General features: G+C 71.6%; 14 protein-coding genes and 1 pseudogene. 6 read left to right on the forward strand and 9 right to left on the reverse strand.

The genetic code is table 11. The features are described from left to right. Position 1 precedes the first annotated feature (1 nt). Together LQ326_RS02480 and LQ326_RS02485 are read left to right on the forward strand one after the other, a co-directional pair. Positions 2 to 3,637: a hydantoinase B/oxoprolinase family protein gene (locus LQ326_RS02480; RefSeq protein WP_234531852.1), complete on the forward strand. Its 3,636-nt coding sequence runs from the start codon at positions 2 to 4 to the stop codon at positions 3,635 to 3,637. After that, complete coding sequence (locus LQ326_RS02485) at positions 3,618 to 4,223, forward strand: GTP-binding protein (protein ID WP_234531854.1); 606 nt, start codon at positions 3,618 to 3,620, stop codon at positions 4,221 to 4,223. The genes LQ326_RS02480 and LQ326_RS02485 overlap by 20 nt, the downstream gene beginning before the upstream one ends. A gap of 60 nt (positions 4,224 to 4,283) precedes the next feature. On the opposite strand, the gene glpK is transcribed toward LQ326_RS02485, so the two are convergent. From glpK to LQ326_RS02510, 5 genes and pseudogenes are all read right to left on the reverse strand, one after another. Continuing rightward, a complete protein-coding gene (gene glpK / locus LQ326_RS02490) occupies positions 4,284 to 5,801 on the reverse strand; it encodes a glycerol kinase GlpK (RefSeq protein WP_234531856.1) in 1,518 nt (505 codons plus the stop codon). Between the two features lie 56 nt (positions 5,802 to 5,857). Then, positions 5,858 to 6,595 carry an MIP/aquaporin family protein gene (locus LQ326_RS02495; RefSeq protein WP_234531858.1) on the reverse strand — a complete coding sequence of 246 codons (738 nt, stop codon included), beginning with the start codon at positions 6,593 to 6,595 and terminating at the stop codon, positions 5,858 to 5,860. A 265-nt stretch (positions 6,596 to 6,860) separates the two neighbouring features. Further along, positions 6,861 to 7,141 (reverse strand): annotated as a pseudogene (locus LQ326_RS02500) (diguanylate cyclase domain-containing protein); the annotation flags it as partial. A 41-nt stretch (positions 7,142 to 7,182) separates the two neighbouring features. Beyond that, positions 7,183 to 8,373, reverse strand: a complete 1,191-nt coding sequence (locus LQ326_RS02505; RefSeq protein WP_234531860.1) for a lipid-transfer protein — start codon at positions 8,371 to 8,373, stop codon at positions 7,183 to 7,185. Continuing rightward, a complete protein-coding gene (locus LQ326_RS02510) occupies positions 8,370 to 8,795 on the reverse strand; it encodes a Zn-ribbon domain-containing OB-fold protein (RefSeq protein ID WP_234531930.1) in 426 nt (141 codons plus the stop codon). Before LQ326_RS02510 ends, LQ326_RS02505 begins: the two co-directional genes overlap by 4 nt. A gap of 220 nt (positions 8,796 to 9,015) precedes the next feature. Here LQ326_RS02510 and LQ326_RS02515 point away from each other — a divergent pair, with 220 nt between their 5' ends. After that, positions 9,016 to 9,549 (forward strand): NUDIX domain-containing protein, encoded by a 534-nt coding sequence (locus LQ326_RS02515; RefSeq protein ID WP_234531861.1) that lies wholly within the window; start codon positions 9,016 to 9,018, stop codon positions 9,547 to 9,549. Positions 9,550 to 9,559: 10 nt separating this feature from the next. Here the strand turns inward: LQ326_RS02515 and LQ326_RS02520 are convergent, their stop codons facing one another. After that, a complete protein-coding gene (locus LQ326_RS02520) occupies positions 9,560 to 11,920 on the reverse strand; it encodes a glycoside hydrolase family 31 protein (protein WP_234531864.1) in 2,361 nt (786 codons plus the stop codon). Between the two features lie 211 nt (positions 11,921 to 12,131). Here LQ326_RS02520 and LQ326_RS02525 point away from each other — a divergent pair, with 211 nt between their 5' ends. After that, on the forward strand, positions 12,132 to 14,108 hold the full coding sequence (locus LQ326_RS02525; protein ID WP_234531865.1) for an acetoacetate--CoA ligase: 1,977 nt from the start codon (positions 12,132 to 12,134) through the stop codon (positions 14,106 to 14,108). Between the two features lie 18 nt (positions 14,109 to 14,126). On the opposite strand, the gene LQ326_RS02530 is transcribed toward LQ326_RS02525, so the two are convergent. Then, positions 14,127 to 15,446 carry an aminotransferase class I/II-fold pyridoxal phosphate-dependent enzyme gene (locus tag LQ326_RS02530; protein WP_234531867.1) on the reverse strand — a complete coding sequence of 440 codons (1,320 nt, stop codon included), beginning with the start codon at positions 15,444 to 15,446 and terminating at the stop codon, positions 14,127 to 14,129. 111 nt (positions 15,447 to 15,557) lie between these two features. Here LQ326_RS02530 and LQ326_RS02535 point away from each other — a divergent pair, with 111 nt between their 5' ends. Further along, positions 15,558 to 16,766: an MFS transporter gene (locus LQ326_RS02535; protein ID WP_234531869.1), complete on the forward strand. Its 1,209-nt coding sequence runs from the start codon at positions 15,558 to 15,560 to the stop codon at positions 16,764 to 16,766. Positions 16,767 to 16,788: 22 nt separating this feature from the next. Beyond that, positions 16,789 to 17,682 (forward strand): DUF8829 domain-containing protein, encoded by an 894-nt coding sequence (locus LQ326_RS02540; RefSeq protein ID WP_234531871.1) that lies wholly within the window; start codon positions 16,789 to 16,791, stop codon positions 17,680 to 17,682. 69 nt (positions 17,683 to 17,751) lie between these two features. On the opposite strand, the gene ptsP is transcribed toward LQ326_RS02540, so the two are convergent. Beyond that, a complete protein-coding gene (gene ptsP, locus LQ326_RS02545; RefSeq protein WP_234531931.1) occupies positions 17,752 to 19,422 on the reverse strand; it encodes a phosphoenolpyruvate--protein phosphotransferase in 1,671 nt (556 codons plus the stop codon). Positions 19,423 to 19,532: 110 nt separating this feature from the next. Next, positions 19,533 to 19,982 carry a PTS sugar transporter subunit IIA gene (locus LQ326_RS02550; RefSeq protein ID WP_234531873.1) on the reverse strand — a complete coding sequence of 150 codons (450 nt, stop codon included), beginning with the start codon at positions 19,980 to 19,982 and terminating at the stop codon, positions 19,533 to 19,535. Positions 19,983 to 20,299: the final 317 nt, after the last annotated feature.

Below are 20,299 nucleotides of genomic sequence, written 5' to 3' on the forward strand. Positions count from 1 at the left end.
CGTGACAGGCTGGCAGTTCTGGGTCGACCGTGGCGGGACCTTCACCGATGTCGTCGCGCGGCGCCCGGACGGCCGCCTGCTCACTCACAAACTGCTCTCCGACAATCCCGCGCGATACACCGACGCGGCCGTGGCCGCCGTGCACGAGCTCCTCGACGGCTCCGGTGACCCCGTCGACGCCGTCCGGATGGGCACCACGGTCGCCACCAACGCCCTTCTCGAACGGAAGGGCGAGCGCACCCTCCTCGTCATCACGCGCGGCTTCCGCGACGCCCTGCGCATCGCCTACCAGAACCGCCCCCGCATCTTCGCCCGCCGCATCGAACTCCCGGAGCTGCTGTACGAACGGGTGGTGGAGGCCGACGAGCGCGTCGCCGCCGACGGCACCGTGTTGCGCGCACCCGACCTGGAAGCCCTGGCGGGCCCGCTCCGGGAGGCATACGACGACGGGATCCGCGCCGTCGCCGTCGTCTGCATGCACAGCCACCTGTACCCCGCCCACGAGCAGGCGATCGGAGAGCTGGCCGCCCGCACCGGCTTCCCGCAGATCTCGCTGTCGAGTGAGGTCAGCCCCCTGATGAAGCTCGTCCCGCGCGGCGACACCGCCGTCGTCGACGCCTACCTGTCGCCTGTGCTGCGCCGTTACGTCCGCCAAGTCGCCGATGAACTCGAAGGCGTGCGGCTGATGTTCATGCAGTCCAACGGCGGGCTCGCCGAGGCCGGGCAGTTCCGCGGCAAGGACGCCGTGCTCTCCGGGCCGGCCGGCGGGATCGTCGGCATGGCCCGGATGTCGCAGCTCGCCGGCTTCGACCGGGTCATCGGCTTCGACATGGGCGGCACCTCCACCGACGTCTCCCACTTCGCGGGCGGCTACGAACGGGTCTTCACCACGCAGATCGCGGGCGTCCGGCTGCGCGCCCCCATGCTGGACATCCACACCGTCGCGGCGGGCGGCGGTTCGGTCCTGCACTTCGACGGCTCCCGCTACCGAGTCGGCCCGGACTCGGCCGGCGCGGACCCCGGCCCGGCCTGCTACCGGGGCGGCGGGCCGCTGGCCGTCACCGACGCCAACGTCATGCTCGGCCGTGTCCAGGCGGCCCACTTCCCCCACGTGTTCGGGCCGGACGGCGACCAGCCGCTGGACGACGCCCTGGTCCGTGACCGCTTCACCGAGCTCGCCCGGCAGATCCGCGAGCAGACCGGCGACGACCGCACCCCCGAGCAGGTCGCGGAGGGCTACCTGAGCATCGCCGTGGCCAACATCGCCAACGCCGTGAAGCGGATCTCCGTCCAGAAGGGCCACGACGTCACCCGCTACGCCCTCACCACCTTCGGCGGGGCCGGTGGGCAGCACGCCTGCATGGTCGCCGACTCGCTCGGCATCCGCACCGTCCTGGTGCCGCCCATGGCCGGCGTCCTGTCCGCGCTCGGCATCGGGCTCGCCGACACCACCGCCATGCGCGAACAGTCCGTCGAGGCAGCCCTGGAGCCCGCCGCCATGGCCGGCATCCGCAAGACCGCCGACGACCTGGAGGCCGCTGCCCGCGCCGAACTCCTCGCCGAGGACGTACCCGAGGACCGCGTCGAAGTCACCCGCCGCGCCCAGCTCCGCTACGACGGTACCGACACCACCCTCACCGTCGAGCTCACCGAGCCCGACGCGATGAGACACGCCTTCGAAGAACGTCATCGAGCCACGTACTCCTTCACGCTCGACCGCCCGGTCGTCGTGGAAGCCCTCTCCGTGGAAGCCACCGGCATCACCCAACCCCCCGATCTCTCCGCCCTCGCCCCTTACGAGGGCACCCCCGCCGCCTCGCGGACCGTCCGCCTCCACACCGGCGGCACCTGGTGCGACGTACCCCTTCACCGCCGCGAGGACCTGCCCCCCGGCGAATCCGTGACCGGCCCGGCGATCATCACCGAGGCCAGCGCCACGACCGTCGTCGACGACGGCTGGCGGGCCGCGGCGCGCGACGACGGGCATCTGGTCATGGAACGCGCGGCGGTCACGCAGAGTTCCGATCTCGACACTAAAGCCGACCCGGTTCTCCTTGAGGTGTTCAACAACCTCTTCATGTCGATCGCCGAACAGATGGGCGCCCGCCTGGAGTCGACGGCCCAGTCCGTCAACATCAAGGAGCGTCTGGACTTCTCCTGCGCCCTGTTCGACCCGGACGGGAACCTGGTGGCCAACGCCCCGCACATCCCCGTCCACCTGGGCTCCATGGGCACCAGCGTCAAAGAGGTCATCCAGCGCCGCGGCACCTCGATGCGCCCCGGGGACACCTACGCGGTCAACGACCCGTACCACGGCGGCACCCACCTCCCCGACGTCACCGTGATCACGCCGGTCTTCGCCACGCAGGGTGACCGGATCCTCTTCTATGTCGCCTCCCGCGGCCACCACGCCGAGATCGGCGGCATCGCCCCGGGCTCGATGCCCGCGAACAGCCACACCATCGACGAGGAGGGCGTCCTCTTCGACAACTGGCTGCTCAGCGAGAACGGCCGGTTCCGGGAGGCCGAGACGTACCGGCTGCTCGCCGAGGCCCGCCATCCCTCCCGGAACATTCCCACCAACCTCGCCGACCTGCGGGCCCAGATCGCCGCCAACCACAAGGGCGTCGACGAAGTGGGCCGGATGATCGAGGAGTTCGGCCTGGACGTCGTCCAGGCCTACATGCGGCACGTCCAGGACAACGCCGAGGAAGCGGTCCGCCGGGTCGTCGACGCCCTCGACGACGGCGCGTACGCCTACGAGACCGACTCCGGCGCCGTCATCCGGGTACGCGTGCGCGTGGACCGTGACAAGCGGCGCGCCACCATCGACTTCACCGGCACCTCCGCCCAGCTCAGCACCAACTTCAACGCCCCCTTCGCCGTCGTCAACGCGGCCGTGCTCTACGTCTTCCGCACCCTCGTCGCCGACGACATCCCGCTCAACGACGGCTGCCTGCGCCCCCTCGACATCGTTGTGCCGCCCGGTTCCATGCTCGCCCCCGAACCGCCGGCCGCCGTCGTCGCGGGCAACGTCGAGACCTCCCAGGCCATCACCGGTGCCCTCTACGCGGCACTCGGCGTCCAGGCCGAGGGCTCCGGGACCATGAACAACGTCACCTTCGGCAACGAACGTCACCAGTACTACGAGACCGTCGCCTCCGGATCCGGTGCCGGCGACGGCTTCCACGGCGCGAGTGTCGTACAGACCCACATGACCAACTCCCGGCTCACCGACCCGGAAGTCCTGGAGTGGCGGCTGCCCGTCCGTCTGGACGAGTTCGCCGTACGGCAGGGCAGCGGCGGCGCGGGCCGCTGGCACGGCGGGGACGGCGCGGTCCGCCGCGTCCGGTTCCTCGAACCCATGACCGTCTCCACCCTCTCCCAGCACCGCCGCGTGCCGCCGTACGGCATGGCCGGCGGCGAGCCCGGCGCGCTCGGTGCCAACCGGGTGGAGCGGGCCGACGGCTCGGTCACCGAACTCGGCGGCAGCGATGCCGCGGACGTCGGCCCCGACGACGTACTCGTCGTCGAGACGCCGGGTGGCGGCGGCTACGGACGCCCGCCATCCGGCACCCGATCCCCCCAACGACCCCATCAAGCAGGAGAAGAAAACGATGATCTTCGGGCGATCTGAGCGCGGCAAGCCCCCGGTCGAGCCCGTCACGCTCAAGATCCTCGTGGCCGGCGGTTTCGGCGTGGGCAAGACGACCCTGGTCGGCGCGGTCAGCGAGATCAGGCCGTTGCGCACCGAGGAACTGCTCACCGAGGCCGGGCGCCCCGTCGACGACACCTCCGGCGTCGAGGGCAAGCACACCACCACCGTCGCCATGGACTTCGGCCGCATCACCCTGCGCGAGAACCTGGTCCTGTACCTGTTCGGCACCCCCGGCCAGGAGCGGTTCTGGTTCATGTGGGACGAACTGGCCGAGGGCGCGCTGGGCGCGGTCGTGCTCGCCGACACGCGCCGGCTGGAGGACTGCTTCGCCGCCGTCGACTACTTCGAGCGGCGTTCCATACCCTTCCTCGTGGGCGTCAACTGCTTCGAGGACGCGGCCCGTTACCCGGTGGAGGCCGTCCGCAAGGCCCTCGACCTCGACCCGGACGTACCGGTCGTGCTCTGCGACGCCCGGGACCGCGAGTCGGTCAAGGCGGTGCTCATCGGCGTCGTCCAGCACGCGATGACGTACACGGCGGGCCACCGGCAGGCCGTCACCACCTGAAACGGCGGCGGCACAGCCCGTACCCCCACCGACCGGGGTACGGGCCGTGGTACCGGGTGGTCACTCGCCGTCCTCCAGCCAGCCGAAGCTCTTCTCCACCGCCTTGCGCCAGTTCGCGTACTCCCGTTCGCGCTCCGGCGCCGCCATGGCCGGCGTCCACTCCACGTCCTTGCGCCAGTGGGACTTGAGCTCGTCCAGGTCGTTCCACACGCCGGTGGCCAGACCGGCCGCGTAGGCGGCGCCCAGACAGGTCGTCTCGGACACCCGGGGGCGGATCACCGGTACCCCGAGGACGTCGGCCTGGTGCTGCATCAGGAGGTTGTTCCCGGTCATGCCGCCGTCCACCTTCAGGGCGGTGATCCGCACGCCGGAGTCCTGGTACATGGCGTCCACGACCTCCCGCGTCTGCCAGCTCGTCGCCTCGAGCACCGCCCGCGCGAGGTGCGCCTTGGTGACGTACCGGGTGAGCCCGGTGACGACCCCGCGCGCGTCCGCACGCCAGTAGGGCGCGAACAGGCCGGAGAAGGCGGGCACGATGTAGGCACCGCCGTTGTCGTCGACGCTCGCCGCCAGTGTCTCGATCTCGCCGGCGGTCCGGATGATGCCGAGCTGGTCGCGGAACCACTGGACGAGCGCGCCCGTGACGGCGATCGAACCCTCCAGGCAGTACACCGGCGCCTCGTCGCCGATCTTGTAGCCCATCGTCGTCAGCAGTCCGCTCTTGGACGGCACCGGCCGGTTGCCGGTGTTGAGCAGCAGGAAGCTGCCCGTCCCGTAGGTGTTCTTCGCCGTGCCGACGTCGTAGCAGGCCTGCCCGAAGACCGCGGCCTGCTGGTCGCCCAGCGCGGACGCCACCGGCACCCCGGCGAACCGGCCGACGGCGGTGCCGTACACCTCGGCGGACGACCTGATCTCGGGCAGGACCGCCTCGGGGATGTTCATCGCCGCGAGGATGGCCGGGTCCCACTGGAGGGTCCCCAGGTTCATCAGCATGGTGCGCCCGGCGTTGGTGACGTCGGTGACGTGCCGGCCGCCGTCGGTGCCCCCGGTGAGGTTCCAGATCAGCCAGGAGTCGATGGTCCCGAAGGCGATCTCACCGCGCTCGGCCCGGTCCCGCAGCCCGGGGACGTTGTCCAGCAGCCAGGCCGCCTTGGGGCCGGAGAAGTAACTGGCCAGGGGTAGTCCGGTCTGCTCACGGAAGCGGTCCTGGCCGTCGCTGCCGCCGAGTTCGTGGCACAGGGCCGCGGTGCGGGTGTCCTGCCAGACGATCGCGTTGTGCACCGGCTTGCCGGTGACGCGGTCCCACAGGACGGTCGTCTCGCGCTGGTTGGTGATGCCCAGCGCGCTCAACTGGTCGGGAAGCAGACCCGCGTTGGCGAGCGCACCGGTCACCACGGCCTGCACCTTGGACCAGATCTCGGTGGCGTCGTGCTCCACCCAGCCCGGCTTGGGGAAGATCTGGCGGTGCTCGCGCTGGTCGACGGCGACGATCGCGCCGCCGCGGTCGAAGATGATGCAGCGGCTCGACGTGGTGCCCTGGTCGATCGCGGCGACGTACTTCTCGGCGGTGTCCGTCATGGCTACCCCTTGGTCGCTGGGTCGGAAGGCTGCATGGATGGGAGGGCCGCGCCGAGTCAGAAGGCCACGTTGTAGATGACGCCCGCGAGCGCCCCGCCGATCAGGGGGCCGACGACCGGGATCCAGGCGTAACCCCAGTCCGAGGTGCCCTTGTTGGGGATCGGCAGGAAGGCGTGCACGATGCGGGGGCCGAGATCGCGCGTCGGGTTGATGGCGTAGCCGGTGGGGCCGCCGAGCGACAGCCCGATGCCGACGACGAGCAGCGAGACGATCAGCACGGTGGTGCCGGACTCGCCGAGCCCCTTGGTCAGTCCGAACGCGAGGATCGGCAGGACGAGCGCGATCGTCGCGATGATCTCGGTGATGAGGTTGGCGACCGGATTCCGGATCTCCGGGATGGTGGCGAAGATTCCGAGCGTCGGCGTCGGCTCCTCTCCCGACTCCTCGTCGCGCACATTGGCCTGGAACTGGGCCAGGTAGACCAGGTACGTCAGCGCGGCCCCGAGCATCGCGCCGGTGAACTGCCCGAGCAGGTAGACCCAGACCTTGCCCCACACGCCGGTGTCGACGGCGATGCCGATGGTGACGGCGGGGTTCAGCTGACCGCCGGAGAGCGGGGCGGCGGTGTAGGCGCCGGCGAGGACGCCGAATCCCCAGCCGAACGCGATCACCACCCATCCCGCGGCCCTGGCCTTGGAGTGTCTGAGGGTGACCGCGGCGCAGACACCGGCACCGAACAGGATCAGGATGGCCGTACCGATGACTTCGCCGACGAAGATGTCTCCGTTGCTCATGGCGGCTCCTAGGGCGCTGGCCGGGGGATCGGCCCCGGCGCATTGAGCAGGAACGGTTCCCTTGGCGACGTCAGCCGAAGGCAGGGAAGGTCCCGCGCCCCGCCCGGCGTCTGTGACGAGCGTGCCGTGGCAGCCGAATCGCCCATGGGGGAACGGGCCTGGAGACAGGAGCGGCCCATGGCGCAGTGTCTGAATACGCCGAGAATGTACGGCGATGCCGACCGACACCGGAAGTTTTCACCGGCACTCAGGGGGCGTCAAGGTCGCGCGCGTGCCCGGTGGCCGCCTCCTGCAACGCCCGCCCCGCCGAACGGATCAGCTCGTCGCCCGCGGCGAAGCCGGCACCGTCGTTCACCTGCTGGAAGTGGTCGATGCCCAGCCGGCTCAGCGCGCAGACGCGGCCGTCCGCGATCCACCGGTCCACCTCCCTGGTGATGGCGTCCGAACCGGGCAGGCGCGTCGCCGGGTTGAACCGGGCCGCCTCCTCGGCCCGGTCTCCGCGAGTGCCCGTACGAGTTCTACGGGTTCGGCGAGGCGCACACGGCCTCCAGCAGGGGCCGCTGTGGCACGCTGTCACACGCGTCCCGTCAGCGCACCGCTATCACCGACGAGCCGTGGCCGAACAGCCCCTGGTTGGCCGTGATGCCCACGCGCGCGTGCGCCACCTGCCGGTCTCCCGCCGCGTCCCGCAACTGCCACGTCAGCTCGCAGACCTGGGCGATCGCCTGAGCCGGCACCGCCTCACCGAAGGACGCGAGCCCACCGCTGGCGTTGACCGGTATCCGGCCGCCCAGGGCCGTGGCGCCCTCGCGCAGCAGCTTCGCCGCCTCGCCCGCACCGCACAGCCCCAGATCCTCGTACCACTGCAACTCCAGCGCGGTGGACAGGTCGTACACCTCTGCGAGCGACAGCTCCTCGGGGCCGATGCCCGCCTCCTCGTAGGCGGCGCGTGCGATCGACGCCCGGAAGGGCTCCGGTGCCGGTGCCACCGCCGCCGCGGAGTCCGTGGCGATGTCCGGCAGGTCCAGCACCGTGCTCGGATAGCGGGGCGTGACCGTGGACACCGCGCGGATCCGCACCGGTCGATGCGCCCCGTGCCGACGCGCGAATTCCAGGCTGGACAGCACCAGCGCGGCCCCGCCGTCGGAGGTGGCGCAGATGTCCAGCAGCCGCAGCGGATCGGCGACCACCTGGGAGGCGGCCACCTCCTCGGCGGTGACCCGCTTGCGGTAGCGGGCGTACGGATTGAGCGCCCCCAGAGCCGCGTTCTTCACCTTGACCAGGGCGAAGTCCTCGGGGGTGTCCCCGAACACCGCCATCCGGCGACGCGCGTACAGCCCGAAGTACGTCGGATTCGTCGCCCCCAGCAGCCGGAAGCGCAGCCAGTCGGGATCCTCGGGCCGGTCTCCTCCGGCGGGCCGGAAGAAGCCCTTGGGCGCCGCGTCCGCGCCCACCACGAGCACCACGTCCGCGAGGCCCGCCAGGATCTGGGCCCGCGCCGCGGCCACCGCCTGGGCCCCGGACGCGCACGCCGCGTACACGCTCGCGACCCGCGCGCCCTGCCAGCCCAGTGCCTTGGCGAAGGTCGCGCCCGCCACATAGCCGGGATATCCGCCACGCACCGTGTCCGCGCCCACGATCGAGCCGATGTCCCGCCATGCGAGTCCGGCGTCCGCGAGCGCCGCGCGGGCCGCCGCCGTCCCGTACTCGACGAAGCCGCGCCCCCACTTGCCCCAGGGGTGCATGCCCACGCCGAGCACCGCCACGTCCGCCGTCATGCCGTCACCTCCACCGGCCGCCAGTGCCAGGTCGTCCAGGTCGTTTCCGTGTCCTCTCCCAGAACTCCGGGGACCACCTCGACCGCCATGCCCACGGCCAGATCCGCGGCGGTGATCCCGGGAACCGCCTGCCCCAGCACCACGATCCGCTCGGACTCCAGCTCCACAGCGATCAACGCGTACGGCTCCCACGGAAGTTCCGGGTCGCTCACATAGGGTGACGGAGGACGGTATCTGCTGTCGGTGTACGACCAGATCCGTCCGCGCCGGGAGAGCGGGACCTCCTGCAGTTCGCCGCCGGCGCACCCGGGGTTGCGGCAGTGGACGTCCTCGCGCGGGAAGAAGACCGAGGCGCAGGCCGCACAGCGGGTCCCCAGCAGCCGGAATCCGTCCCCCTCGCCCGTGAACCAGCCGGCGACCACCGGCGTGCGTGTACGCGACAAAGCTCCTCCAGGACAACCGATCTGACGGAACGTCAGAAGTGTGTCACGGGCCGCCGGAATTGGGCAGGCCGCGCCCGCGGACCGCACCGCCCGGCTCCCGGTTCTCCCCGTGTCAGGTCGCCAGATGTCGGTTCACTTCCGGAATGAGGCCTTCCCCTGCCCGTAAGACGTCGCTCTCCTGATCGGATAAAGTCCGCGCGTGTCCGAAAATCCGCACCCAATTGCCAACTCTGCTCCGGGCTCGCACTGTTCGAGCTGTGGAGCTGCCTACGGAGAGGGACTCTCCGGCTGGCCCCGCACCTGCCCGGCCTGCGGCCACGTCGCCTACCGCAACCCGCTGCCGGTGGCGATCGCCCTCCAGCCCGTCTACGACACGAAGGGCACCGCCCTGGTCGTCATCACCCGCGCCGTGGCCCCCGCGAGCGGCGGCGTCGCGCTGCCCGGCGGCTACGTCGACGACCGCGAGGACTGGCGGCACGCCGTCGTCCGTGAGCTCAAGGAGGAGACCGGCATCGACGCGGCCGCCCGCGACGTGCGGCTCGTCGACGCCATCAGCTCACCCGACGGGCACCTGCTGCTGTTCGGGCTCCTCCCGGAACGCTCTGCCGAAGGCCTCCCGCCGTCGGGCGCGACCGACGAGACGGACGGCTGGCACCTGCTGCGCCGCCCCGAGGAGCTCGCCTTTCCGTTGCACAGCGTGGCCGTACGCGCGTGGTTCGAGGGCCGCTACTGAGCTTTCCGGCTCATCCCAGCCCTCTGACCCGGACGGGACGGGACGGCTCGCTCACGCCGTTCTCGTCCTCGCGTCGGACGACCACCCGCCGGCCCTGCCAGCGGGCGACGTAACGCTCGACCTCCGGCTCGTCCCAGCCGTCGCCCGTGTCAAGCAGGACCAGCCCGCCTCCCGTCCGCCCCCGGACGGGCGCCCACACCTCCAGCCGCGTACCGCCGTCCTCGTCCCGCACGGGCAGGACGGCACCCGCGCGTGCCAGCACCGGGATCCGCGAGAGCGGGGCATCGACGAGCACCTGCCCCGGCCCCTCGTACACCTGCTCGGTCACCGTGTCGTACCAGCGCCCACGGGGCAGCTGCACCGCACGCCGGTCGGCACCCGGATCCAGCACCGGAGCCACCAGCAGGGCGTCGCCCAGCAGGAACGCGTCCTCGCAGTCGCGCAGCGCCCGGTCCTCCGGCGCAGCCCACCACACCGGCCGCACATACGGCGCCCCCGTCCGCCGCGCCAGCTGCGCCAGTGTCATGAAGTACGGCAGCAGACGCCGTCGCTCCAGAAGCGCCACGCGCGCGTGCTCCAGCACCTCGGCCCCGAACTCCCACGGCTCCCGGCGCCCCGCCCGCATGCTCGCGTGGGTACGGAACAGCGGCAGGTACGCGCCCAGCTGGAACCAGCGCAGAAACAGCTCCGGTGACGGACTCCCGTCGAAACCGCCCACGTCCGGCCCCGAGTACGGCACCCCGCACAACCCGAGCCCCAGCACCAGCGACAGTGACGCGCGCAGCCCGGGCCAGCCGGTGGCGACGTCACCGGACCACGCGCCCCCATAGCGCTGCATGCCGGCCCAGCCCGAGCGGGAGAACAGGAAAGGCCGCTCCTTGGGCTCGAGCTCGCGCAGCCCCTCGTAGGCCGCCCGCGCCATGCAGAGCGCGTAGACGTTGTGCGCCTCCCGGTGATCACCGCCCCGCCCCTCCAGGGCGTGCCGGGCCGACCGCGGCAACGTCGACTCACCGAAGGCGCTGAAGGACGTGGGCTCGTTCATGTCGTGCCAGAAGCCGGCGAAGCCCAGCGTGAGCCGCTCCTCGTACAGCCCGCCCCACCACGAGCGCACGCGCGCGTCGGTGAAGTCGGGGAAAACCGTCTCCCCGGGCCACCCCACCCCCTCCACCGTCCGGCCCGACGCGTCACGGACGAAGGCGTCGAGTGCCGTCCCGCTGTCGTGAACCGCGTTGCCCCGCTCGGCCTTCACCGCCGGATCGACGATCGACACCAGCCGGATTCCGTCCCGCCGCAGCTCCTCCGCCAGCGTCGGCAGCTTCGGGAAGCGCTCCTGATCGACGGTGAACACCTGGTGGGCGTCATAGTGGTCGATGTCCAGATGCACGGCGTCCAGCGGCAGGCCGCGCTCCTGGTAACCCTCGACGATCCGCCGCACCTCCTGCTCGCCGCCGAAACCCCAGCGCGCGTGGTGATGGCCCAGCGCCCACGCCGGCGGCAGCGCGGGGGCACCCGTCAGCGAGGCCCATGTGTGCAGCACGCGCGCGGGGGTGCCCACCATCACCCAGCAGCGCAGCGGACCGCCCTCCATCCGCAGCTCACAGCGCCCGGCCCGGTCGTGTCCGGAACCGGCGCCCTCCTCACCCTCCAGAAGCGTCACGGTCCCGTCCCAGGAACTGTCGTGGAACACCAGATGCGCCGCCGCGTCCGCCACCACCAGCTGGACCGGCATGGTGATGTACAGCGGATCGTCACCGGGCCCGAAGGCACGGCCGGGATCGGTGTTCCACAACCGGTACGTACCGTCCCGCAGCCGCGGCCCCGAGGCACGCCCGCCCAGCCCGAAGAACCGCGCGTCCGCGGCCACCTGCGACCGCTGCACCCAGCGCGCCGGACCCCCGCCCACCGGCTCCCACCAGCGCGGCGGCAGATCCGTACGCAGCATCACGCCACCGGGCGTGCACACCTCCACCGCCCCGTGCCGCGAGACGCTGACCGTCACCCGCTCCGCCACGACGCGCCAGCCGCCGTTCGTGTCCGGTTCCAGGACCGCCCGCGGATCCGGCTCCGGGCAGCGCCCCCCGAGGGCGTACGAGGGCTCGGGACCGGCCCCGTCCCAGCCCCAGAAGACAGCCCCGTTCACGGCGACCGTTATCCGCAGCTCGGACCGGCTGAACCGGATCACACCGCCGCCCGGCCCCGGCTCCGCGTCCTGCACCGGCCCCGGCACCCGGGCCCGCTCCGCGCCCCGGGCGGGCAGCCCGGCGGCATCGATCCGCCTCCTGCGCCACGCCGCCCTTACGGTACGCAACCCCTGAGCCGCTTTGCCCGAACCGACCACTCTTACCGAACGCACCAGGTCACGACCGTCCATGCTGCTCACCCTGCCACTCAGCGCTCCACACGCGCGTGCCGTTCAACTGCCGTTCACCTGTGCCAGGACCACACCTTCACGACACGGACTATGTGGAGCACACCCTGGTGCAGAAGTCGATCACATGGCATCGTCCCTGTCAGCCGCGTCACGCGCACACCCCAGCCCGTGCGCGTCCCGCACACCAGCGCAGAAGTCCGGGAGCCGCCCCATGCCGACCGCCGTCCCCCAGCCGCTCTGGCGGCCCGATCCACAGCGGATCGCCCAGGCACGCATCACCAGCTTCCAGTCCTGGGCGGCGGAACACCACGGAGCCCCCGCCGACGGCGGGTACCCGGCCCTGCACCGCTGGTCCGTCGATCACCTCGACACCTTCTGGAAGGCCGTCACGGAGTTCTTCGACGTGCGGTTCTCGACGCCCTACGCGCGCGTGCTCGGTGACCGGGCCATGCCCGGCGCCGAGTGGTTCCCGGGCGCGAGGCTGAACTACGCCGAGCACGCCCTGCGTGCCGCGGCCACCCGCGCGGACGAACCCGCCCTCCTGTACGTCGACGAGACCCACGAACCCAGCCCGGTCACCTGGGCCGAGCTGCGCCGTCAGGTGGGCTCCCTGGCCGCCGAACTCCGCGGCCTCGGCGTCCGCCCCGGCGACCGCGTCAGCGGCTACCTCCCGAACATCCCGCAGGCCGTGGTCGCCCTCCTCGCCACCGCGGCCGTGGGCGCCGTCTGGACCTCGTGCGCCCCCGACTTCGGGGCCCGCAGCGTCCTGGACCGCTTCCAGCAGGTGGAACCCGTCGTCCTGTTCACCGTGGACGGCTACCGCTACGGCGGCAGGCAACACGACCGCCGCGAGATCGTCGCCGAACTCCGCCGTGAACTGCCCACCCTGCGCGCCGTCGTCCACATCCCGCTGCTGGACACCCCCGCTCCCGAAGGTGCCCTGGAGTGGGCGGCCCTGACCTCCGCCGAAGCCGAGCCGGAATTCGAACAGGTTCCGTTCGACCACCCTCTGTGGGTGCTCTACTCCTCCGGCACCACCGGCCTGCCCAAGGCCATCGTCCAGTCCCAGGGCGGCATCCTGGTCGAGCACCTCAAACAGCTCGGCCTGCACTGCGACCTGGGGCCAGCGGACCGTTTCTTCTGGTACACCTCGACCGGCTGGATGATGTGGAACTTCCTCGTCTCCGGCCTCCTCACGGGTACCACGATCGTCCTGTACGACGGCAGCCCCGGCTATCCCGACACCGGCGCCCAGTGGCGTGTCGCCGAGCGCACCGGAGCCACCCTCTACGGCACCTCCGCCGCATACGTGATGGCCTGCCGCAAGGCCGGCGTGCACCCCTCCCGCGACTACGACCTCTCCCGGGTGAAATGCGTCGCCACCACCGGCTCCCCGCTGCCCCCCGACGGCTTCCGCTGGCTGCACGACGAGTTCGCAGCGAGCGGGGCCGACCTCTGGATCGCCTCCGTCAGCGGCGGCACCGACGTGTGCTCCTGCTTCGCGGGCGCCGTACCCACCCTCCCCGTGTACACCGGCGAACTGCAGGCACCCGGGCTCGGCACCGACCTCCAGGCCTGGGACCCGGCCGGCAACCCCGTCATCGACGAAGTGGGCGAACTGGTCGTCGCCAACCCCATGCCGTCCATGCCGATCAGCTTCTGGAACGACCCCGACGGCAGCCGCTACCACGAGAGCTACTTCGACACCTACCCCGGCGTGTGGCGCCACGGCGACTGGATCACCGTCACTGCACGCGGCTCGGTGATCATCCACGGCCGTTCCGACTCCACGCTCAACCGCCAGGGCGTGCGGATGGGCTCGGCGGACATCTACGAGGTCGTCGAGCGCCTCCCCGAGATCAGGGAGTCCCTCGTCATCGGTATCGAGCAGCCCGACGGCGGCTACTGGATGCCCCTCTTCGTCCACCTGGCACCGGGCGCGGTCCTCGACGAGGCCCTGCTGAACCGCATCAAGCAGGCCATCCGCGAACAGCTCTCGCCCCGGCACGTCCCCGACGAGATCATCGAGGTTCCCGGCGTCCCGCACACCCTCACCGGAAAACGCATCGAGGTCCCCGTCAAGCGCCTTCTCCAGGGCACGCCCCTGGAGAAGGCCGTCAATCCCGGCTCCATCGACAACCTCGACCTGCTGAGCTACTTCGAGGACCTGGCCCGCAAGCGCGCCTGACCTCCCCGAGGGCCGCGCTCACCCGCCGTAGGTGGCCTCGGACTCGCCCAGGACGGCGGCGAAGTCCGAGGCCAGCCGCGCCGCGTCGGCCGGCTCCAGCCCGGCGGTCGTGATCCGCACCCCCGGCCCGGCCGACAACCGGAAACGCGCCCCCGCCGCCACCCACCAGCCGTACGACCGCAGACCATTGACCACGGCCGACTCGTCCCGCACGGGCACCCACAGGTTCATCCCGCTCGCCCCGTGCGAGGCGATCCCGTTCCGGGCCAGTTCCCCGGCCAGCGTCTCGCGGCGCAGAACGTAGGCCGCACGCGCGCGTGCCATCAACGCGCGCGTGTCCACGTCCGTCATCAGGCCGTACACCGTCTCCTGCAACAGGTGGCTGACCCAGCCCGAGGTCAGGAGCAGCAGCCCGTCGTGCCGGGCCAGCGTGACCGGATCGCATGCGGCCGCCGCCCATCTCAGGTCGGTGCCCAGGAACTTGCTCACCGAGCGCACATGCACCCAGCGCGCGAGTCCCGTGACGGCCAGCGAACGCAGCGGGGTGTCGGTCACCCAGGAGGCGTGATCGTCCTCGACCACCAGGACGTCGGGTTCCTCCCGCAGCAGCCCGGCGAGGTCGTCCCTGCGGGCCGCCGAGAAGCAGCCGCCGTACGGGTTCTGCGCCCTGGGACTGCACACCACGGCACGTACACCCGCGCGCAGCGCCGTGCGCAGGGCGTCCGGACGCATCCCCTCGTCGTCCACCGCGACCGGCACGGTCCGCAGCCCCAACGCCGGGACGAGGTCGAGCAGGTGGTGGTACCCGGGATCTTCCACGGCCACGGCGTCACCGGGGCGCAACTCCACGGACAGCAGCCGGCCGATCAGATCCAGCGCGCCGTGCGCGAACGTCACGTGCTCCACCGGCACGCCGTCCGGGCCCAGCCAGCCGCGTACGGCCTCCTCCAGCCGCGCGAGCCGCGGCGCCGAACGGTGCGACCGGACACCGGCGGAGAGCCGCGAGGGCGGCACCAGGCCGGGCAGCAGCGCGGGATCGGGATGCCCGCCGGCCAGATCCCGGAGCCCTTCGGGCACCCTGGGCGGCCGCCGGGACGCCACCGCCGGAACCGGCGCCACCACGGTGCCGCCCCGCCCGCGCGTGACGACGATCCCGCGCCGCCGCAGCTCCTTGTACGCCGTGGCGACCGTCCCCGGACTCACCCCCAGCTCGTCCGCGAGCCGCCGCACCGGCGGCAGCGCCGCCTCCGGCGCCAACGCGCCCTCCGTGACGCCCCGTTCCACGGACGCGGCAATCCCCTTGGCCGTCGTACCGGTGATCCCATATTGTATTACCACGTTGGCAAGTATGTATCAATACATAATTGACGGCAAGGGGGAGCAGTGAAGACCAAGCCAGGAGCGACCACACGGCTCGGACGTGTACCCGGAGGCCGCGACGGACGCGGAATGCTCGCCGTCGCCCTGGTCGACCGCGTCGGCAGCGGTCTGTGGGCCTCGGTCTCGGTCCTGTACTTCACCTACGTCTCCGGCCTCTCCCTCGCCGAGGTCGGCACCCTCGCCGCCGTATCGGGCGCCATCGGCATCGCCGGAGCCCCACTGGGCGGCCGTATCGCCGACCGACTGCCCCTCACCCGCCTGCTGATCGCACTCCAACTCCTGCGCGCCCTCGCCTCCTTCGCCCTGCTCACCACCGACGACTACACCCTGCTGCTCGCCGTCTCCGCCGTCGGCGCTCTCGGCGACCGCGCGGCCAACGTCCTCACCAAGCTCTACGCCACCCGCGTCGCCGGACCCGACCGCGTCCGCTACCAGGCCCTCAACCGCACCATCGCCAACGCGGGCTGGGCCCTCGGCGGCCTCGCCGCGGCCGCGGCCCTGGCCCTGGGCACCACCACGGCCTACCGCTGGCTCCTGGCGGGCGACGGTCTCTCCTTCGTCGCGGCCGCACTCCTCACCCTGCGCTGCGGCGAACCCCCGTCGCCCTCCCGGGTCGTGGCCGACCGGAAGAGCGAGCCGAAGACCGCGAGACCGGCCGGCCCCTGGCGCGACCGCGGCTACCTGGCGTACGTCGCCACCGACACCGTCCTCTTCCTCGACGACGCGGTCTTCAAGGTCGGCCTGCCGCTCTGGATCGCCCACAGCGACCACATACCGCACGGCCTGGCACCGCTGCTGCTCGTCCTCAACAACGTGATGGTGGTGGCACTCCAAGTCCCCCTGGCCCGCTTCGGCACCACCAGCCAAGCCGCCCGCCGGCTCCTCGTCCCGCTCTCCGCCGCGTTCGCCCTCGGCGGCATCACCATGGCACTCTCCGCCGCCGGCGGAACCCTCACGGCCGGCCTCCTGCTCACCGCCGCGGCCGCCGCCTTCACCGTCGCCGAGATGCTCCACGCCACCGTCTCCTGGGAGCTCTCGGTCGCCCTCGCACCCGGCACCGCCCAGGGCGCCTACCTCGGGGTCCACGGGCTCGCCCAGTCCGCCCAGCGCAGCATCGGCCCACTCGCCGTCACCGCCGCCATCGCCACCGGACCGCTCGGCTGGGCAGCGTTCGGCACCTTCATCGCCCTGACCTGCGTAATTCAGCACCGCCAGGTCCGCGACAGGCTTCCGCGCAGAGCATTGTCAGTGGCGCCGGTTACTGTGAGTGAGCATTGACCGAGCGCACACAGGGGGAACCATGGCGCACACCGACCACCGGACCATGCGACGCGTCCTGCGCCGCGAAATCGCGGGCACCATCGGCCTGCTGACCGACGAACACGACTTCCGCGCCATGCGGCGCTACCGCACCTTCACCTTCGACGACCACCTCACCTACCTCGGTCAGATCGAAGCCCTCCTCAGGACCCGCGCCGCCGAGGGCACCCACACCACACTCGCCCTGTTCGACCCCGAGGAATACGCCGAGTTCTGCACATCCACCGGGCTCGACCCGGACAACCCGGCCAGCCGCACCCGCTTCACCGCCCGCCTCGCGGCCACCGGCGCCACCGTCCCCTACGACGGCCGCCCCCTCGCCGACCTCGTCCCCGCCCTCGTCGACGAGGCGGTACGCCAGGCCACCTGGGAGTACGCCAGCACCCTCCTCGCCCGCCTCGGCCCCTGCCCCACCTGCGGCGAGGACATCGGACGCGCCGCCTTCACCCGTGCCTCCCACCTCCTGACCCGCATCCTGGACACCGCCCCGGAGGGCAACCGGCACCTCGTGTGCAGCGTCTCCGGACCACCCGAAACCCTCGTCACCGTCCTGCACGCCGACCAGAACGGCGAGGGCACCACCCACCTCGACGAGGCCGAAGCCCTCGAATTCACCAGCGTCCTCGCCCTCGGCCTCGCCACCAACAGCCCCGGCGGACTCGTCATGCGCACCAGTGCCCCCGCCACCCCCGACCGCGTCTACGGCTGGCGACTGCGCGGCAACAACCTCGTCCCCCTCACCGCCGGCGAGGTCTTCGACGCGTACTGCACCGACATCGAATCGGGAGACCTCATCTCACCGGAATCGGACGTCGACTACTGCGCACCGCCCGACCTCGGCGACCAGGAGGCGGCACCGGGTCACCACCACTGAAACCACCAGGGGCGCCCCACCCGCGGGTGGAGCGCCCCTGGAAAGACAGCCGATCACGGCAGCGGCCGGCTATTCGCCGGACAGCACCGCCTGCGCCGCCACGCGGGCCTCCTCCGCACTGTCCGTGGCACGCGCGGCCGCCGCCGCCCGCTCGCACTGGGCCAGCGTGTACTTGGCCAGCATCGCCCGGACATAAGGTATCGACGCCGCACCCATGGACAGGGAGGTGACACCCAGACCCGTCAGCACACAGGCCAGCAGCGGATCCGACGCGGCCTCACCACACACGCCACAGCTCTTGCCCTCGGCCTGCGCCGCCTCCGCCGACAGCGCGACCAGGTCCAGCAGCGCGGGCTGCCACGGATCCTGCAGCCGGGACACCGCACCCACCTGACGGTCCGCTGCGAACGTGTACTGCGCCAGGTCGTTCGTCCCCAGCGACAGGAACTCGACCTCCTGGAGGATCGAGCGCGCCCGCAACGCGGCCGACGGGATCTCCACCATCGCGCCGAACTTGGCCCGCAGCCCCGCCTCCCGGCAGGCGTCCGCGAACGCCTTCGCATCGGTGCGGTCCGCCACCATCGGAGCCATGACCTCAAGGTGGACGGGCAGCCCTTCGACCGCCTTCGCCAACGCCGTCAGCTGGGTGCGCAGCACCTCGGGGTGGTCGAGCAGCGTCCGCAGACCGCGCACGCCAAGCGCGGGGTTCGGCTCGTCAGCCGGCGTCAGGAATTCCAGCGGTTTGTCCGCACCCGCGTCCAGCACCCGCACGACGACCCGGCCCTCCGGGAACGCCTCCAGCACCTGACGGTAGGCCTCGACCTGCTTCTCCTCGGAAGGAGCACGCTTGCTGTCGTCCAGGAACAGGAACTCGGTGCGGAACAGACCGATGCCCTCGGCACCGGCCTCCACCGCGGCCGGCACATCCGCGGGGCCGCCCACGTTGGCCAGCAACGGCACCTTGTGCCCGTCCGCGGTCGCACCCGGGCCGCTCGAGGCAGCAAGCGCCGCCTTCCGCTGGGCGGACGCCGCCTGCAGCGCCGCCTTCCTCTCCGCACTCGGGTTCACGAAGATGTCACCGGTGCTGCCGTCGACGGCGACCACGGTGCCCTCGGCGAGCTCCCCGGCACCCGGCAGCGCCACCACGGCCGGCACACCGAGCGCTCGCGCCAGGATCGCGCTGTGGCTCGTCGGCCCGCCCTCCTCGGTCACGAAACCGAGCACCAGAGCCGGGTCGAGCAGCGCCGTGTCCGCCGGCGCCAGATCCCGCGCGACCAACACGTACGGCTCGTCACTGTCCGGGACACCCGGCATGGGAACGCCCAGCAGCCTGGCGACGATACGATTCCGCACATCGTCCAGGTCGGCCACCCGGCCGGCGAGGTACTCGCCCGCTCCGGCCAGCAGCTCGCGGTACGCGGCGAACGCGTCGTACACGGCACGTTCGGCGGTGCTGCCGACGGCGATCCGCCGGTCCACGTCGGACATCAGCTCGGGGTCCTGCGCCATCATGGCCTGCGCCTCAAGCACCGCCTGGGCCTCGCCGCCCGCCAGGTTGCCGCGCGCCGTCAGGTCGGCGGCCACGGCGTCCACGGCCTGCCTGGCCCGCCCCTGCTCCCGCTCCGCCTCTTCGGCGGGGATCTGCTTGGCAGGCGGCTCCAGCACCGCTGTTCCCATGTGCCGAACCTCGCCGATCGCCACACCGTGGCTCACGCCGACGCCTCGCAGCGTTGTCTCCATCTCACCCGTCTCCGATAGTGCGGCGGGTCCCGCCGCCGCGGTGGTTGTCATGGTCGCCGCCTGCTCCGTCGTACAACGGCACGGCGGCGGGGTCGTCGGTCCGGGACGAATCAGTTCCAGACGAAGAGGGTGTCGCCGGCCTTCACGTCACCGTCTTCACGGATGCCGGAGAGCAGGTCGGCCGTGGCCTCCAGGGCCACGACAGGGCACACCGGCGACTTGCCGGCGGCCTCGACCCCGGCCGGGTTCCAGCGCACCATGGGCTGCCCGCGGCTCACGGTGTCGCCCTTGTTGACGAGCAACTCGAAACCCTGCCCATTGAGCTGCACCGTGTCGATACCGAGGTGAGTGAGTACGCCGTGGCCGCTGTCGTCGACCACGACGAACGCGTGCGGGTGCAGAGAGACGACGACTCCGTCCACTGGTGCCACCACCGTGCAAGGCTCACGCACAGGGTCGATGGCGGTACCCGGGCCGACCATGGCCCCGGCGAAGACCGGGTCCGGCACTGCGGCCAGTCCGATGGCACGTCCTGCGAGCGGGGACGTCACGGTGGTCATGGGAAGCCTCCCGGAGGTGGGGCTGCGTACGGGCCGTCACTGCCTTCCCGGACGGCGCTGAGCAGCAGGGTATGTCAAACGAAGTAGCGGTTCCGCATGGAAGCTACCAGCTAGTGGTCTAGACCACCACTCTATTGGATTTGCAAGGCCTCCGAGGCTCCGTGTACAGTCGTACCCCTGCTTGAGGTGAGGCGGTGCGCAAGGCGTCGCCACCGGGCAGCACCCAAACTTGTCAGATCCCAACTCGGGATCGCCTTCCGCGTGTCTGCGGGGCGGTGGTCAGAGGGACGGAAAAACGCTGATAGAGTTTGGAACAC

The sequence above is a fragment of the Streptomyces shenzhenensis genome (assembly GCF_021462265.1).
GTDB lineage: Bacteria > Actinomycetota > Actinomycetes > Streptomycetales > Streptomycetaceae > Streptomyces > Streptomyces shenzhenensis.